Source organism: Actinoplanes sp. OR16 (assembly GCF_004001265.1).
In the GTDB taxonomy this organism is placed as follows: domain Bacteria; phylum Actinomycetota; class Actinomycetes; order Mycobacteriales; family Micromonosporaceae; genus Actinoplanes.
In genome coordinates this window covers 4,325,799-4,342,480 of sequence record NZ_AP019371.1, presented here as the reverse complement: position 1 = coordinate 4,342,480, position 16,682 = coordinate 4,325,799, and the positions used below count along the sequence as shown (strand labels likewise).

The following is a 16,682-nucleotide window of genomic DNA, read 5'->3' as shown; positions in this document are numbered from 1 at the left end:
TGAGGCACATGTCCACGACGGGAACCGACCGCGCGGCGGGGCTTGGGGTGCTTCTGGCTGCCTGTGTCTCCGCGCTCGTGGTCAACGCCAATACGTCAGCCGTCACCATCCTGCTGCCCGCGATCAGCGACGACCTCAGCGTTCCGGTGTCCACCCTGCAGTGGGCGGTGACCGGCTACATGCTGGTCGGCGCGGCGGTGATCGTCACCTCCGGCGCACTCGGCGACGTCTTCGGACGCCGCAAGATCTTCCTGGGCGGCCTGGTCCTCTTCGTCGCGTCCTGCGCGCTGATCGCCCTCTCCCAGGGCGCCGCCGGGGTGATCGGCGGCCGGATGATCCAGGGCGCGGCCGGCTCCACCATCCTCGCCTGCGGGATGAGCCTGCTCTCGGTCTCCTCCTCGGGCGCCGCGCAGATGAAGGCCATCACCCTCTGGGGCGCCGCGTCGGCGATCGGCGCGGCGGCCGGCCCGCTGATCGGCGGCGCGCTCGTCGGAGCGACCGGCTGGCAGGGCCTGTTCTGGCTGGACGCGATCATCGCGGCGGCCTGCGTCCCACTCACGATCATGACGGTGAAGGAGTCCCGCGACCCGCACCGGCCGCGGTCGATCGACTGGCTCGGAACCGTGCTGGTCGCCGTCTTCCTGGTCCCGCTCGTCCTCGCCCTGAGCAAGAGCGGCGACTGGGGCTGGATCTCCGCGCCGACCATCTCCTGCCTGGTCATCGCGGTCGTCGGCGGGTTCGGGTTCGTGGCCGCCGAGCGCCGCGCCGCAGCCCCGCTGGTCGACCTGAAGCTGCTGCGCAACCGGGTGCTGGTCGGCTCGACCATCGCGATCCTGCTGGTCGCGGGCGTGCTGAACGCGCTGATGTACCTGTTCAGCCTCTACTTCCAGGACCCCTCCACGTTCGCCATGTCACCGCTCGACGCCGGCGTCGCCACGCTGCCGGCCGCCGCCGCGATGATCGCCGTGACGCCGCTGATCACCCCGTTCGCCATGAAGATCGGCCCGGCCCGGGCGGTCGCCCTCGGCTTCCTGCTGGCCACCGTCGGCGCCGCCGCGATGATCTTCGTGACCGCGTCCTGGTCGTACGCGGCCTTCGTGCTGCCGATGGTCGCGATCGCCGTCGGCCTCGGCTTCGCCAACGGCCCCGCCTCCTCCGCCTCCACCTCGGCGGTCCCGGCGGATCAGGTCGGCGCCGCCTCCGGGATCTCCAACATGGCCCGGTACGTCGGTGGCTCGCTCGCCGTGGCGGCCTCCGCCACCGTGTCCGGCGGGGTGACCGACAGCCGGACCGCGGACGGCGCGTCCACCGCCGAGGCGCTCGCCGCCGGGCTGGGCGCCGCATCGGTGCTGCTGGCGGTCATGTCCGCGGCCGGCGTCGCGCTGATCGTGCTGATGAAGCGCCACCACGAAGGAAAGACGTCCGCCGTCCAGCTCGCGGCGGCCGCGGCCGGAACCAGCCACACGATCCCCACCCGACCGACAGAGACGGCATCACGATGACCTTCACCATCAAGGACTTCCAGCGACGCATGGAGCGGGCGCTGAACCAGGCGGCCGAGGCCGGGCTCACCGGCGTGCTGGTCACCCCCGGCCCGGACCTCGTCTACTTCCTCGGATATCAGCCGACGGCGATCACCGAGCGGATCACCATGCTGGTCCTCGACGCCGACCACGACCCGCACCTGATCGTCCCGGTGCTGGAACGGCCGGACGCCGAGGCCGCTCCCGGCGCGTCCGCCGTGACGATCACCGACTGGGCGGACGGCACCGACCCGTACGCGGCCACCGCACGGCTGCTCGACCCGCAGGGACGTTATGCGCTCTCCGACTCGGCCTGGGCCATGCACCTGCTCGGCCTGCAGGACGCGCTGCGGGAGACCCGGTACACCTCGATCACCGGTTCGCTGCCGATGCTCCGGGCGGTCAAGGACACCGACGAGATCGAGCGTCTGGCGGCGGCGGGCGCTGCCGCTGACGCGGCCTATGAGCAGATCGTGGGCGTACGGTTCGCCGGCCGCACGGAGACCGACATCGGCAACGAACTCGCTCGCCTGCTCCGCGAGCACGGCCACTCCCAGGTCGACTTCACGGTTGTCGGATCCGGGCCGAACGGCGCGAACCCGCACCACGAGATGGGCGACCGGGTGATCCAGGAGGGCGACATGGTGGTCCTCGACTTCGGCGGGCTCAAGGACGGGTACGGGTCGGACACCACGCGTACCGTGCACGTCGGCGAGCCGACGGCCGAGGAGCGCGAGGTCTTCGAGGTCGTCAAGCGGGCGCAGCAGGCCGGTTTCGAAGCCGTCCAGCCCGGCGTGGCCTGCCAGGACATCGATCGGGCCGCGCGGCGAGTGATCGACGAGGCCGGGTACGGCGAGCGGTTCATCCACCGGACCGGGCACGGGATCGGGCTCACCACACACGAGCCGCCGTACATGGTGGAGGGTGAGAAGCGGCCGCTGGTGCCGGGGATGGCCTTCTCGATCGAGCCGGGGATCTACCTGCCGGGACGGTTCGGGGTGCGTATCGAGGACATCGTGACGGTCACCGAGAACGCCGGCCGCCGCCTGAACAACACCAGCCACGAGTTGCGGATCGTCGCATGAGGAGGAGACTGGCGCTGATCCTGGCCGCGACCCTAGTCCTGGGCGTCGCGGGGTGCACCGGCGACGGCGGGGAGAACGGCGGGGTGACCCTGCCGTCGGCGGCGCCCACCCTCGACCGGCCCTCGCGGACCGCCACCGCCCAGCCTGAGCAGACCGAGACCGAGAAGACCGAGGAACCGGAGCGGACCACCGAGCCGACCCGGACCCGGGAGACGGCGGATCCAGAGCCGACCGAGGAGGAGACGACCGAGCCGGAACGCACCACCGATCCCCCGCAGGCCGCGGAGCCGACGAGGACGCAGCCTCCGCCGCCGACCGCGGAGACGCGTACCGAGACGAAGACCGTGACCGCGGAACCCACCCCGACCACCGCGTCGTCGTCGGCAGCGGCCGTTCCGGTGTCCGAGAACGACGACTCCGGAGGATTCCTCCCGTGGCTGCTCGTCTTCCTGGCGATCGGCGCGGTCATCGCGATCGTCCTGATCAGCCGGTCGCGGCGGGAGACGGCCTGGGACGGCGAGGCGGCCACCCTGGACGCGGAGACACGCAGTGTGATCGGAGTGCGACTACCGCCTGTGCTGACCGCACAGACAGCGGGCGAGCGGGGGCTGTCCTGGCCTCCGGTCCGCGACGACCTGCGGGACCTCTCGGCGCACTGGGGCGTGCTGTCTCAGAACGCACCGGACGGCGAGCGGCAGGCGAGTGCGAGCCAGATCGCGGTGCTGCTGCGCGACCTCGTCCCGGCCATCGACGCGGAGAACCAGGCGCTGGCCACCGGCCGTGAGTGGCGGATGCTTCGCCCGCAGGTCGACCAGATCCTCGACGCATTGACGGCCGTCATGCAGCCACAGCCGCAGACATATCGACGGAACCCTCCCCCGCCGCCCGCCGAACCGTACTACGCTTGACCGGAATTGATCATCATTAGATGATCTTATGTCGCCTTGCTGACGGCAGTGACCCTTAGCCGGATGCGACGATGACCCACAGTGCCGTTGGCGTGACGGCCGGGCCCCTCAACACCGAGAGCCGGTTCATCGCAGTCGCGCCCCGAAATGAACCGGGGTGAGGATATGAATTCCACGGAGCTGCCCGCGATAGCCGAACCACATCTGGTCCGCCCGCGCCTGCACCGCCTGCTCGACGAGGGGGTGCAGCGCCCGGTCACCACGGTCCAGGCCGGCCCCGGCTGGGGCAAGACCACGCTGGCCTCGGGCTGGGCCGGCAGCCAGCCCCAGCCGGTCGCCTGGCTCACCCTGCAACGCCGGCACGCGACCGCCCCGGCCTTCTGCTCGGGCGTCGCCGCGGCGTTGCAGGGCGCATTCCCGCCGGCCTCGGTGCCGGGCCGGTTCGGGCACGTCGCGGACGAGGCCGGTCTGCGGCGGCTCGCCGCCGGCTTCGGCCGCCCGGTGCCGCTGGTCCTCGACGACCTGCAGGCCATCGAGGGGTCGCCGGCGCTGCGGGTGCTCGCCGCGCTGATCCGCAGGCAGCCGACGGCGCTGCGGTTCGTCCTGATCGGCCGGCGCGACCCCGACCTGCCGCTGCAGGTGCCCCGGGCGTCCGGCGGGCTCTTCCCGATCAGCACCGCCGACCTGCGGTTCGACGAACGGGAGGCGGCCGCGCTGATCGCCCGGCTGCGGCCCGAGGTGAAGTTCTCCGACGGTTCGGATCCGGCGAGCTCCGATCGCATCGCGACGATCACGAAGCTCGCCGAGGGCTGGCCGCTCGGGCTGCGCCTGGCCGCCGGTTCACTCGACGCCGACCCGGGCGAAGTGATCGGCGACTACCTCTCCCGGGAGGTGATCGCCGGGCAGAGCGCGGCGATCCGCCGATTCCTGCTGCGGACCAGCATCGTCGACGAGGTCTCGCCCGAGCTCGCCGACGTGCTGACCGGGACGCCCGGAAGCCGGCGGATCCTCACCGCGCTGGAACGCGCCACCGGGCTGGTCAGCGGGTACCGCTACCACGGCCAGCTGCGCGCCGAACTGCGCCGCGGCCTGGACCGGGAGGCGCCCGACGAGGTGGCCGAGCTGCACCGGCGGGCCGCCCGCTGGTACGCCGGCGCCCGGATGATCCCGCAGGCCGTGCGGCACGCCGCCGAGGCCGGGGACTGGGACTACCTGAGTCGGCTCGTCGTCACCCTCGCTCCCGGCATGAGCCTGTCGCCGAAGCGCGCCGAGTTCATCCGGGCCATCCAGCAGATCCCGCCCGAACTGCTCCCGACCACCACCGAGTTCGTCCTCTGCGCGGTCATGCTCGCGCTCGACGCCGGCGATCTGCGCGCGCTGCCCGACCTGCTCCAGCAGGCCCGGGAACTGCTCCACGGCCGGTCACCCGCCGATCGGCTCGCCGCCGACATCGTCATCGACATCATCGACGCGAGCGCGGTGCTGCGGATCTCCGGCGACATGCCGGCCATGGTCGCCGCCACCGACCGGATCACCGAGCGGACTCGGGTCGCCGACCCACGGGCCCTGCCGATCGCCCAGCACGTACGGGTCGTCGCGACGATCATGAAGGGAATCGGGCTGATCTGGACGCTCCGGATCCACGAGGCCCGGCAGCACCTGATCGACGGGATGACCGAGGCCAGGGCCCTGGGCATGCCACTGACCGCGGTGAGCGCCGAAGGCCATCTCGCGCTGCTCGCCTTCTTCGACGGCACGCTGGGCGAGGCCGAGCGGCTGGCCTGCGCGGCGTATCGCCAGGCCGAGCAGCTCGGGGCGACCGGGACCGTGCAGTCGACGTCGGCGTACCTGGCCCTCGCCCTGGTCGAGGTGGAGCGGGACCGGCTCACCGAGGGGCAGGCCGTGCTCCGCAACGCGCAGCGCGCCGAGGCCGACCCGCCGGAGTCCACCCTCTCCCTCGTCAGCGTGCTGGTGCGGGCGCACCTGGCGCTGGCCGGCGGCGACCACGCGGCGGCGGCGGCGGTGCTCCGGCAAGCCCGGGAGGAACGCGGGCCGACCCTGCGGGCGCCGCTGCTGGAACGCTGGATGGACCTGGTCGAGGACGAGATCTTCCTGGCTGCCGGGCAGGCCCGCCGGGTCACCGACCGGCTGCGGCGGCTGGACCAGCCGTCCCCGGCCGAGCAGGTCGTCCTCGGCCGGGCCCTGATCGCGATCGGCGACCGGACCGGCGGCGAGGAACTCCTGCGCCGGATCGCCGCCGGAACCGACCCGCTCGCCGCCTGCTCCGCGTGGATCGTGATCGCGCTGGAGGCCGAGGCGCGCGGGGACACCGCCCGCAGCGCCGCGGCCGCCGCCCGGGCCGTCGCGATCGCCGAACCGGAGGGGATCCGGCGGCCGTTCCGGGTCCTCGGGGCCGAGCATCTGCTCCGGTCGGAGGTGGTGCTCGACCCGCTGAGCGAACGGGAACTGGAGGTCCTGCGCTATCTGCCGTCGGTGCTGACCGCCAACGAGATCGCCGAGGAGCTCGGCGTCTCGGTCAACACGATCAAGGCACACCTGCGGTCGATCTATCGCAAGCTGGGCGCGGCCCGGCGGCGCGAGGCGGTGGACCGGGCCGCCCAGGCAGGGCTGCTCTGACCGGGCTGCTCTGACCGGGCTGCTCCAGCCGGGCTGCTCTAATCCGGTTTCCAGGCCTTCCACAGCTCGGCGTACCGGCCGCCGGTCGCGAGCAGCTCGTCGTGGCTGCCCTCCTCCACCACCCGGCCCTCGTCCATCACCAGGATGCGGTCGGCCGTGGCGGCCTGGGTGAGGCGGTGCGCGACGATCAGGGTCGTCCGGCCCTCGGTCGCGGCGGACGCGGCCCGTTCCAGGTCACGGGCGCCGGAACTGCCCGCTTCGGCGGTCGCCTCGTCGAGGACCGCGACGTCCGGGTCCGCCAGGATCAGCCGGGCCAGTGCCAGCTGCTGCGCCTGCGCCGCCGTCAGCCGGTGACCGCCCTCGCCGACGTGGGTCGCCAGGCCGTCCGGGAGGGTGCCCATCCAGCCACCGGCGCCGACGGCGGTCAGGGCCGCGGTCAGCTCGTCGTCGCCGGCGTCCGGGTTCGCCAGGCGCAGGTCGTCGGCGAGCGGGCCGGCGAAGACATGCACCTCCTGGCTGACCAGGGCGATCCGCTGTCGCGTCGCGTGCTCACCGAGATCCTGGAGATTCACGCCGCCCAGCTCCGCGGAACCGTCCGACGGCGGGATGATGCCGGCCGCTATCGCTGCCAGGGTGGTCTTGCCGGCGCCGCTGGCCCCTACCAGCGCCACGCGCTGACCCGGTTCCACTCTGAGGGTCACGTCGGTGAGCACTGTGGGGCCGTCGTCGTAGCTGTGCTTTCGGACGGTCACGTCGAGCGCGGTGCCCGTGGGCGATTCATCCGCAATATCAGTCGATGTGGGTAGGTTCGCCACACCCACCAGTCGGGAGAGGCTCGCACCGGCCTGCATCACCACGTCGGCCTCCATGAGCAGCAGGCCGATCGGGTTGAAGAGCCGGTGGAAGTAGAGCGCCGCCGACGTCGCGGCGCCGACCGTCGCCATGTCCTCCCGCACCAGCACGAACCCTGCGATCAGCACGGCGGACAGGCCGATCAGCTCGGCGGTGTTGATCCGGGAGCTGAACCGGGTGTAGATCTTGAACACGTCCAGCGCGAGGTCGCGGGTCACCTGCGAGCGCTCGTCGATCAGGGCGATCTGTTCTCGCTCGCGGCGGTAGGCCCGTACCGTCGCCGCTCCTTGCAGTGCCCCTGCCATCGCCTGAGCCCGCTCCGACGACGCGACGCGCTCCTTCGTGTAGAAGGGCATCGACTTCGGGAGGTACCAGCGCAGCGCCAGGGCGTATCCCGGCGCCGCCGCGAGACCGGCCAGGCCGATCCGCCAGTCCAGAGCGAACAGGCCCGCCGCGGTCAGCACGATGGAGAGCAGCGCGCCGACGAACATCGGCCCGCCACCGGTGATCGCGTTGGCGACCAGCGCGACGTCGTCGCCGGTCCGGGCCACCAGATCGCCGGTGCCGGTCCGCTCCAGCGTCGCCGACGGCAGATGCAGCGCCCGATCCACGACCCGCTCCCGCAGCCGGGCCAGCACCGTCTCGCCGAGCCGGGCGAAGACCGCCGCGCCGGCAGCGGTCAGCAACCCGCCGACGATCGCGGCCGCCGCGATCACGGCGGTCCAGTACAGCACCCGCTCGGTACCGGCGCCGGTGATCACGTCGTCGACCAGGCGGCCCAGCACCCAGGGCGCGACCAGCCCGGTCGCCGACGCGGCCACCAGCAGCACCGCGGCGCCGGCGGTGTGACCGGGCAGCCGGGCGAACTCGGCACGCGTCGCGGCCCAGGTCTGCGCCGGCGTGGCGGTGGGCAGAAGAGTCCGGGTCATCGCAGCACCGTCTCCCGGTAACGCGGCTGGGCCGCGACGAGCTCGTCGTGAGTTCCCTCGGCGACCACCGTGCCGCCGTCCACCACCGCGACCCGATCAGCGGCCCGCAGCAGGGCCGGACTGCTGGTGATCACGAGGGTGCCGCGGTCGTCGCGGCCACGGCCGGCGGCGAGCCGGTCCGCGATCAGCGCCTCGGTGACCGCGTCCACCGCCGTCGTCGGATCATGCAGGACCAGCACCGGCGGATCCGCCGCTATCGCGCGGGCCAGCGCCACCCGCTGCCGCTGCCCTCCGGACAGGTTGGCGCCGCGTTCCACCAGGTCATGATCGAGGCCGCTGGTCAGGACGTCCTCGGCGGCGGCCGTGTGCACCGCGGCGAGCAGCTCGGGCTCCGGTCCGCCGCCGAGGTTCGACCGCAGCGAGCCCTCGAAGAGCGTCACGTGGTGGTGCTCGACCAGCACGACGCGCCGCGCCTCCGCGATGTCCAAGGTCTCCACGGCGGCGCCGTCGATCGCGATCGTGCCCCGGTAGTCCTCCCGCGCCACGTTGCCGGCCAGCAGGGCGAGCAGCGACTCGGCGTCGCGCGCGTCGTGGGCGAGCAGACCCAGCACCTCACCGGCCTTCAGGTGTAGTCCGAAATCGGTCAGTCCGGCGTACGAGATGTGGGAAAGAACGAGCCGCTCCGGAGCCGGCGGCGGAACACTCCCGTCGCCCGGCCGGATGGCCGGCGGCGCATCGAGAACCCTCGTCACCCGCGCGGCCGACGCCCGGGCCGTCGCGAAGAGCTGCACACACCAGCCGAGCGTCTGCACCGGCTCGGCGATGAACTGGGCCAGGCCCACCACCGCCACCAGCTCACCGATGGTGATCTCGCCGCGCAGCGCGAGCCAGCCGGCCACGCCGGTGATCGCGGCTAGCAGCAGCCCGTTCACCGCCGTGGTGAGGCCCAGGTGCACACCCTTCGTGTTCGCCGTTCGTAGCGTCTGCGTGAGCGTGTGCCGGCTCGCCGTCGCATAGCGTTGCGCCGCGTGATGTTGCGCGCCGATCCCCCGCAGAACCCGCAGACCCGTCACCAGATCGACAGCCGTCGCCGTCGTCTCGGCCAGAGCCGCCTGCTGGGCGTCACTGCGGCGGGTCAGCAGCGGCGCGAGGCGCTGCAGACCCAGGAGCGCCAGGGGTACGACGACCAGCACGCCCACACCGAGCGGGACATCGACGACGACCAGAGCGATCGCCGACACCAGGAGCGCCGTCACCGCCGCCATGGTCAGGCCCACCGCCCGGACCGCCTCGACGGCCTGCTCGGTGTCCCCCGCGGCCACGCTGAGCAGCTCGCCGTCCCGCAGCCCGCTGCGCTGACCCCGAGGATCCAGCGCCTTCTCCGCGATCTCCACCCTCAGCAGGTGCGCCTCCCGCTCGGCCGCGCCGTACCCCAGCCGCGAACCGAACCGCCACGCGCAGGCCAGCACCGCGAACAGCACCGCCAGCCCGGCCAGCGAGATCAGCAACGCCCGTACGTCCCCGGTCGCCACCGCCCGGTCGATCACCACACCGATCGCGACCGGCACCAGCGCCTCGGTCGCCTGATGCAGGCAGAGCAACGCCACGCCGGCGGCCAGGCGGCCGCGATGCCGCTTGACCGCACGAATCAACAAGCTGTCCGTCATGAGTCCCCACAGGTTCGAGTTAGGTCAGGCTAACCAACCTGCTTGTCCACAGCTTGAAGGGACGGCTCTCGGGCTCGCGCGTCTCTCCGCGACCCTGGCGGGATGCCCTCCCCCGCTTCTCTCTCCGCCGCGCCCTTCCGCGGGTCCGGTGCCGTTGCCGCTGGTCTCATCACGTGGAGCAGGCTGCGCGGAACCGGCTGGCGTCGCCTGCTGCCCGACGTCTACGCCTCGAGCACCCTGCCGCTCGACCACCGGATCTGGTGCCTGGCGGTCGCGCTCGTCCTCCCACCCGGCGCCGCGATCGGCGGACTCAGCGCCGCCTGCCTCTGGGGCGCCGACCTGCTCCGCCCGGATTCCCGCATCACGGTGGCCACCCTGCGCCACCGGTGGATCCGCCGCCACGAGCGGATAGTCCCGCACTACACCGTCTTCGCCGAAGCCGACCGGACGTTTCTCCCCGCACTCCCGCCCCCGGTGTCGCCCTCCGCCACTCTCCCGCATCCGGTCACGACGCCATCCCCGAATCCGGTCACGACGCCGTTCCCGCTTCCGATCACGACGCCGTTCCCGCATCCGATCACGACGCCGTTCCCGCATCCGATCACGACGCCGTTCCCGCTTCCGGTCACGACGCCGGCGCGGACGGCGTTCGATCTCGGCCGCCGGCTGAGCCGATCGGACGCGGTGGTCGCGATGGACGCGCTGCTCCGCGTGGGTGTCCTCGATCTGTCGGAGGTGATCGGCATGAGCACTGAACGACGCCACTGGCCCCGGACGGCGCAGCTCGACGAGGTGCTGCGGCTGGCCGACGGACGCGCCGAATCACCGATGGAGTCCCGGATGCGGCTGCTGTTCCACGACGCCGGGCTGCTCCGGCCGCAGCCGCAGTACGAAGTCCGCGACGGCCACGGCCGCCTGCTCGGGCGCGTGGATCTCGCATGGGAGGCCGCCCGCGTGGCCGCCGAGTACGAGGGCGATCACCACCGCGAACGAGCGAGATATCAGCGGGACGTCGCCCGGATCAACGCCCTGCACCGGGCCGGCTGGAGTGTCCTTCGCTTCACCGCCGACGACATCCTGCGTAACCCGCGTCGCACCGTGGCGATGCTCGCCACCGAACTGAGCCGCCGATCCTGAACCGGGCTGTGACCCATTGCTGCCCGAACGACGCCACGACAGCCATGAGTCACAGCCCACGCCTGCAGCTGTGACCCATTGCTGCCCGAACGACGCCACGACAGCCATGAGTCACAGCCCACGCCTGCAGCTGTGACTCATGGCTGCCCGGATGGGGGTGCGACAGCAATGAGTCACAGCCGGGCGCTCTGCGGGCACTCTCGGCTGTGACTCATGGCTGCCCGGATGGGGGTGCGACAGCCGGGGTCAGGCTGGGATGGGGCGCGGCGCTCGGAGGCCCGAAATGCCGGCTATCACCAGGAGGAGTCCTACGAAGATGACCGTCGTGGCACCGATCAGCAGGAACGCGGTCAGGCCGAGGCTCGGCCAGACCAGGATCGCCACGCCGGCCAGCAGCGCCACGATGCCGAGCCCGATCCGCCAGCCGCCGCCCTCGCGACCGGAACCGATCGCTACGAAGATCTCGGCCAGGCCGTCGAGCATCCAGCCGATAGCGACGACGACCAGCAACAACGCCAGAGAGCCGGTGATGTTGCGGAGGCAGAGGATGCCGATGATCGCTACGAGGACGCTGAAAATGATCCCGAGCACGCGATACATCACCGGATGGTTGGGGGCGTAGAAGAGCAGCAGCACGGTACGCGTGACGCCCATCAGCAGCAGGTTCAGTCCGAACAGGAACCCGACCACTTTGAGCGTGGCGGACGGCCAGGACAGCGCCACGATGCCGAGGATCACGGCGAGGACGCCGAGGACGAGCCGCGCCCAGGCCCAGGAGCGTGAGTGGTCCATCACCGCACCTCCCGCCCGTGCACGGCGAGGCTGTAGATGACCAGCACGCAGGTGGCGATGATGATCGTGCACCAGACCGGGTAGGCCGGCAGGAAGAGCAGATTGCCGAGGGCGCTCACGCCGGCGACGATGATGCCGACCACCCGGGCCCAGGTCTTGCCGAAGAAGACGCCGAAGCCGGCAGCGATCGTGATGACGCCGAGGCTCAGGTGCGTCCAGCCCCAGACGGTGTAGTCGACGGTGATCACCAGGCCGTCGCTGGTGGTCGCGAAGTATTCGTCCCGGGCGATCGCGACGATGCCCTCGATGGCCTGGAAGCCACCGAGGATCAGCAGCATCATGCCGCTGAAGACGACGAGGCCGGGCCAGAGGGTGGGTTCGGCTTCGGGATGGGTCCGTGTGCCCGACATGTCGTGGCTCCTTCCGATATCTTCGAAAAAACTCAAACATCCCTGCGCGGAACCGGCGCCCGCGGCAGATCACTGATGGCCGCGGCGAGGAACGGCCCGACCAGTTCGGCGCGCGCCGACCGGTCCGCGGTCACCTCGATCAGCGCGCCGTCCGGCAGCCGCAGCCGCACCGCGATCGCCTGCGTCCCGCACCGCCGCGCCTCGGCCCGCGGCACCACGTAGACGCCGGTCGCGGTGACCTCCGCGGCGAGCCGCCTGGTCCGGTCGAACACCGGCCCCCGGCGGATCATCAGCACGTCACCGGTCCAGCGCGCCCACATCCGGCGCGACCAGTTGCGGCGCAGCCACCGCCAGCCGGTAGGCGGCGGACCGCAGGCCCGAACCCGGCAGGCGAAGGCGAACGTGCCGTCGATGAAGTTCAGCCGGGCTCGCCGCTCCCGGCCGAGCGCGGCGGCCAGCAGGATCAGGATCAGGAAGATGAGGGCGAACAGCACGGGGACTCCTCGATCGGCGCTTCGCCTGAATGGTCACGGGGACTCGGTGCCGGATGCGTCATCCACGGTGGGTGAATGCCATCCGCGCGGCCGCCAGGCGTCCACCACCTTCGCCACCGCGGTCACCAGGAAGAGCGATCCGGTGAGGGCCTCGAGCACGGCGATGCTCTGTGCCGGGTTGCCGGCCGGCACCAGGTCGCCGTACCCCGTGGTGGTCATCGTGACGAAACTGAAGAACAGTGAATCCGCGAGCGTCGGATCGCCGCTCTCCCCGAACAGCGGTCCCGGTTGCATGAGGCCGATGCACTGGTACGCGAACCCGAACGCCATACCGATCAGCAGGTACGCCGCCAGCGCCCCGAGCAGGGTCTGCCGATCCACCCCTCCGCCACGGCGTCCGAGATGCCTGACGATGGGGAGTGGCGCCAGCAGGTAGAGCGCGCTCGCCGCCGAGAACGTCCAGCCGATGAGCGGTGAATCCTGGGCGAAGACGTTGAACGCCGCCGCCATCAGCGCCAGCAGGAAGACGCCCGCCGCCACGAGTCGCACGCCGCGCCGAGCGCCGGCGACCCGCATCACGTGCCAGACGGTGGAGGTCTGCACGCAGAGCAGCAGCACCACCATCCAGCGGCTCTCGGCGGCGAGTGCCAGCACGTACGTCGTCACGATCATGATGAGCACGACGCCGTATCCACCGCGCGGCGGCCTGCTCCTCAGCAACCCGGTCCGGAACAACCGGGCCATCAACGGATGATGCCCGGTGGGGCATCGGGATCCTCGTCCGCGGGCAGCCGGCGAACCTCGATGAGCCGCAGTCCGAGGCCGTGGATCCTGGAGATCAGGCCCACCACCGCCGACTGGTCCGGCAGTGAGCCGTGTAGCACCGTCTCGGGCGGCTCCACGCTCACCGTGAGGTCCTGTAACTCCTTGAGAACCTCGGCGGGGATGACCCCGGAGACCCGCACCTGGTATGTCGCATCGGGCATGGAACTTACCCCCTCCTTCCGCCGGACAACGCTGTCCGGTGTACCGCCTGACGGCTATCCGGTGAACCTGCCGCTCTGTCTGCGCTCGGCCTCCATCAACGCGATCTCCTTGATCCCGGGCACCACGATCTCCGGGTCCGGATCGAAGTCCAGAACCCGGTCGCGTCCCTTGTAGTCGACCGCGTTGAGGATGACCTTCATGGTGTTGAGCCGCGCCCGTTCCTTGTCGTTCGAGCGAACGATCAACCAGGGTGCGGGCCGGGTCTCGGTGCGTTTGAGCATCTCGTACTTGTGGATCGTGAAGTCGTCCCAGCGGTCCTGCGCCTGCAGGTCGATCTCGCTGAGCTTCCACTGCCGCAGCGGGTCGGTACGCCGCCGCTCGAAGCGGCCGGCCTGCACCTCCTTGGTGACGCTGAAGTACAGCTTCACCAGGATCGTGCCCTGCCGGACCAGGTCCTTCTCGAACCCGTTCACGCCGAGGAGGAAGTCGCGGTACTCCTTCGCCGAGCAGAATCCGAAGACCCGCTCGACCATCGCGCGGTTGTACCAGCTCCGGTCGAACAGGACCATCTCGCCGCCGGCCGGGAACTGCGCCACGTACCGCTGGAAGTACCACTGTGAGCGCTGTTCCTCGGTCGGCCGGCCCAGCGCGACGACCCGGTAGTGCTTCTCGTTCATGAACCGGGTGACCCGGCGGATGCAGCCACCCTTGCCGGCCGCATCCCGGCCCTCGAACAGGACGATCATCCGGAGCTTCTCGGCTTCGAGATGCGCCTGCAGTTTCAGCAGCTCCACCTGCCACGGACGCAATCCCCGTTCTGCCTTCTGCCCCATCCGCGCTCCTGACGTCGAAACCGGGAAACCAGGACGAGCACAGCTTGTGACGGAACGGGCTATCCCGCGTCACCCTGCAGGGATGAGGCCGCGTCACCCCGCACCCGGGAGTGCAGCAGACCCAGCCGGAACAGCCGCTCCAGGCGCCGGACGACGAACGGATGCGACATCGGCAGCTGCGCCATCTCCACCCAGAAGCCGCGCAGGTGCTGGCCCTGCCGGACGAGTTCGCCGATGTCGGTGGTGTTCTCGGTGTGCCGGCCGGAGGCGAGGATGACGAGGCCTGTCGCGCCGGCCGGGCAGAGGTGCGCGCCGTGCCGGTCGCAGGAGTATTCCCGCAGCCGGGAGAGCGCCGGCCCGAGCAGCGGGATGCGCTCCGAGTAGGCGACCGAGAGCTGGTACCAGAGCGAGACGTGGTGCAGTTTCACGTGTCCCATCTCGTGCCCGAGGATGAACTTCAGGCCGTCCCGGTTGTTCTGGTAGAGGTTCACGAACAGCTCGTTCGCGAGCACGATGTAGTCGTGACCGGTGGCCTGGGCCGCGAAGGCGTTGAGGGTGCCGTTGCCGTTGGCCAGGAAGATGTTCGGCCGGCGGGACAGGCCCAGCTTGCGCGCGAAGTCGTCGGCGGTGCGGTAGAGATCGCCGTACTGGCGCGGTGAGAGCTCCACGGCCGTTCCCCGGATCGAGGCGCGCTGCGTCTCACGGATGATGATCAGCGCGGGCACGAGGAGCAGAAGACCGATGAAGGCGGATCGTACGGCGGTGGCCCAGCCGGTGTCCGCGTACCGTTCGGGCAGGAACGGCAGCGTGATCGCGGCTTGGATGATCAGCCAGATGATCAGCAGGTTGAGGATGACCATGAACACGTAGAAGGGCACCTCGGCGGGATGCCGCAACGTGGTGCCGGAGCCTGATTTCGACACGGCGGTTCTCCTGTTCGGGGGTTTGGCGACAGACGATCCCCGTCGATGCCCCTGGCCGCCTCATCCCGCCGGAATGAGGCCGGGACGCACCGGAGACACGACGCTGACGACATGGTGGAATCCCGATCCCGGCGCTGGCTGGCGCGACTGTCGTTCCTCACGGCCGCTGCGGCGGTCCTGCTCGTACTCCTGGTCGCCGGCCTGCGGTCGAGCCTGCTGCTGGTGCTGACCGCCGCGGTGGGCTCGGCCATCGGGCTGGCGGCGGCCTGGTGGTTCCTGACCCACCGCGGGGTGCTGCGCTGGGCGGCCGGCGCGGTCGTGGTGCTGGCGCCGCTGGTCGTGGCGGTGCTCTTCGCCCGGGCCAACCTCATCTGGGTCGTGGTCCTCTTCGGACTGCTCTGGGCGCTGGCCCTGGCGGCCGGCCGGCGCGCCCTGGCGGTGCCGGAGACCGCGGAGGCCGTCTTCGAGAGCGAGCCACCGGTACGCCCGTACCTCATCATGAATCCCCGTTCCGGCGGCGGGAAGGTCGAACGCTTCCAGCTGGCCGAGCGGGCACGGGAACTCGGTGCGGAGGTCTTCCTCATCGACGGGGTGGCGGTGGACGTCGCCGAGGTGGCCCGGCAGGCGATCCGGAACGGCGCCGATCTGATCGGGGTGGCCGGCGGCGACGGCACGCAGGCCCTGGTCGCCGGGATCGCCGCCGAGCACGGCGTGCCGTTCCTGGTGATCTCCGCGGGCACCCGCAACCACTTCGCGCTGGACCTGGGCCTGGATCGGGAGAACCCGGCGGCCTGCCTGGACGCGCTCACCGACGGCGTCGAGGTCGTGATCGATCTCGGGCTGATCGGCGATCGGACGTTCGTGAACAACGCGTCCTTCGGCGCCTACGCGGCGATCGTGCAGAGCCCGGCGTACCGGGACGACAAGATCGGCACGACGCTGGATCTGCTCCCGAGCGTCCTCGCCGAGGCCCCCGACCGGCTCGTCCTCACCGTCGGCGGCGCGACCGTCAGCGGGCCACAGGCCGTGCTGGTCAGCAACAACCCGTACGCCGCCGACGACATCGCCGGGCTGGGCCGCCGCTACCGGCTCGACGGCGGCGTGCTCGGCGTCCTCGCGGTGACCGTCCGCGGCGCCGCCGACGTGGCCGGCCTGATCAGCGGCCGGGGCCGGGCCAAGTCGCTCACTGTCCGCAACAGCGACGCCGTGGTGATCGACGCCGAAGGGCCCACGGTCCCGGTCGGGATCGACGGCGAATCGGTGGCGATGCCGACGCCGGTGCGCTGCGAGATCCGGCCCGGCGCGCTGCGGGTCCGGGTGCCACGGAACCGGCCGGGCGTACCGGGTCCGCGTCCCGAGCTGGACTGGGCACGGCTGCGGCGGCTGGCTCTGTCAGCCGGCCGCCGCAGTGACTCCAACGGGAACTAGCGCCGCCGGCGGGTCACCCGCCGTGCGGTGCGCCGGCTGGTACGCCGGGCCACTCTGCGCGTTGCGAACATGTGAAT

At 71.3% G+C, this 16,682-nt stretch carries 15 protein-coding genes; 6 read left to right on the top strand and 9 right to left on the bottom strand.

Annotated features, from left to right (window positions below; translation table 11 throughout):
* Nucleotides 1-8: 8 nt before the first annotated feature.
* From EP757_RS20090 to EP757_RS20075, 4 genes are all read left to right on the top strand, one after another.
* Nucleotides 9-1,502, top strand: coding sequence for an MFS transporter (locus tag EP757_RS20090; protein WP_127548236.1), 1,494 nt, complete (start codon nt 9-11; stop codon nt 1,500-1,502).
* Nucleotides 1,499-2,608, top strand: coding sequence for an aminopeptidase P family protein (locus tag EP757_RS20085; protein WP_127548234.1), 1,110 nt, complete (start codon nt 1,499-1,501; stop codon nt 2,606-2,608). The genes EP757_RS20090 and EP757_RS20085 overlap by 4 nt, the downstream gene beginning before the upstream one ends.
* Nucleotides 2,605-3,516 carry a hypothetical protein gene (locus EP757_RS20080; RefSeq protein ID WP_127548233.1) on the top strand — a complete coding sequence of 304 codons (912 nt, stop codon included), beginning with the start codon at nt 2,605-2,607 and terminating at the stop codon, nt 3,514-3,516. Before EP757_RS20085 ends, EP757_RS20080 begins: the two co-directional genes overlap by 4 nt.
* 165 nt (nt 3,517-3,681) lie before the next feature.
* Nucleotides 3,682-6,153: a LuxR C-terminal-related transcriptional regulator gene (locus tag EP757_RS20075; protein ID WP_160165819.1), complete on the top strand. Its 2,472-nt coding sequence runs from the start codon at nt 3,682-3,684 to the stop codon at nt 6,151-6,153.
* 38 nt (nt 6,154-6,191) lie between these two features.
* Here the strand turns inward: EP757_RS20075 and EP757_RS20070 are convergent, their stop codons facing one another.
* Nucleotides 6,192-7,934, bottom strand: coding sequence for an ABC transporter ATP-binding protein (locus tag EP757_RS20070; protein ID WP_127548229.1), 1,743 nt, complete (start codon nt 7,932-7,934; stop codon nt 6,192-6,194).
* Complete coding sequence (locus tag EP757_RS20065) at nt 7,931-9,601, bottom strand: ABC transporter ATP-binding protein (protein ID WP_127548227.1); 1,671 nt, start codon at nt 9,599-9,601, stop codon at nt 7,931-7,933. The genes EP757_RS20070 and EP757_RS20065 overlap by 4 nt, the downstream gene beginning before the upstream one ends.
* A 102-nt stretch (nt 9,602-9,703) precedes the next feature.
* Here EP757_RS20065 and EP757_RS20060 point away from each other — a divergent pair, with 102 nt between their 5' ends.
* Nucleotides 9,704-10,738: a DUF559 domain-containing protein gene (locus tag EP757_RS20060; protein ID WP_127548225.1), complete on the top strand. Its 1,035-nt coding sequence runs from the start codon at nt 9,704-9,706 to the stop codon at nt 10,736-10,738.
* Between the two features lie 246 nt (nt 10,739-10,984).
* Here EP757_RS20060 and EP757_RS20055 read toward each other — a convergent pair whose 3' ends face one another.
* From EP757_RS20055 to EP757_RS20025, 7 genes are read right to left on the bottom strand one after another with little or no spacing between them, the layout of a single operon-like run.
* Nucleotides 10,985-11,530 (bottom strand): HdeD family acid-resistance protein, encoded by a 546-nt coding sequence (locus EP757_RS20055; RefSeq protein ID WP_127548223.1) that lies wholly within the window; start codon nt 11,528-11,530, stop codon nt 10,985-10,987.
* The gene (locus tag EP757_RS20050) at nt 11,530-11,940 is read right to left on the bottom strand and encodes a hypothetical protein (protein WP_127548221.1); all 411 of its coding nucleotides are present in this window, start codon (nt 11,938-11,940) and stop codon (nt 11,530-11,532) included. Before EP757_RS20050 ends, EP757_RS20055 begins: the two co-directional genes overlap by 1 nt.
* A 32-nt stretch (nt 11,941-11,972) precedes the next feature.
* Nucleotides 11,973-12,434, bottom strand: coding sequence for a hypothetical protein (locus EP757_RS20045; RefSeq protein WP_232050593.1), 462 nt, complete (start codon nt 12,432-12,434; stop codon nt 11,973-11,975).
* Nucleotides 12,435-12,467: 33 nt separating this feature from the next.
* Nucleotides 12,468-13,178, bottom strand: a complete 711-nt coding sequence (locus EP757_RS20040) for a potassium channel family protein (RefSeq protein WP_232050592.1) — start codon at nt 13,176-13,178, stop codon at nt 12,468-12,470.
* A complete protein-coding gene (locus EP757_RS20035) occupies nt 13,178-13,420 on the bottom strand; it encodes a hypothetical protein (RefSeq protein WP_127548219.1) in 243 nt (80 codons plus the stop codon). Before EP757_RS20035 ends, EP757_RS20040 begins: the two co-directional genes overlap by 1 nt.
* Nucleotides 13,421-13,474: 54 nt before the next feature.
* The gene (ppk2, locus tag EP757_RS20030; RefSeq protein WP_127548217.1) at nt 13,475-14,254 is read right to left on the bottom strand and encodes a polyphosphate kinase 2; all 780 of its coding nucleotides are present in this window, start codon (nt 14,252-14,254) and stop codon (nt 13,475-13,477) included.
* A 59-nt stretch (nt 14,255-14,313) separates the two neighbouring features.
* Nucleotides 14,314-15,177 carry a M48 family metallopeptidase gene (locus EP757_RS20025; RefSeq protein WP_232050591.1) on the bottom strand — a complete coding sequence of 288 codons (864 nt, stop codon included), beginning with the start codon at nt 15,175-15,177 and terminating at the stop codon, nt 14,314-14,316.
* A 111-nt stretch (nt 15,178-15,288) separates the two neighbouring features.
* Between EP757_RS20025 and EP757_RS20020 the strand changes: the two genes are divergently transcribed.
* Entirely contained in the window at nt 15,289-16,605 is a 1,317-nt protein-coding gene (locus EP757_RS20020; RefSeq protein WP_127548215.1) for a diacylglycerol kinase family protein, read from the top strand.
* Nucleotides 16,606-16,682 lie beyond the last annotated feature (77 nt).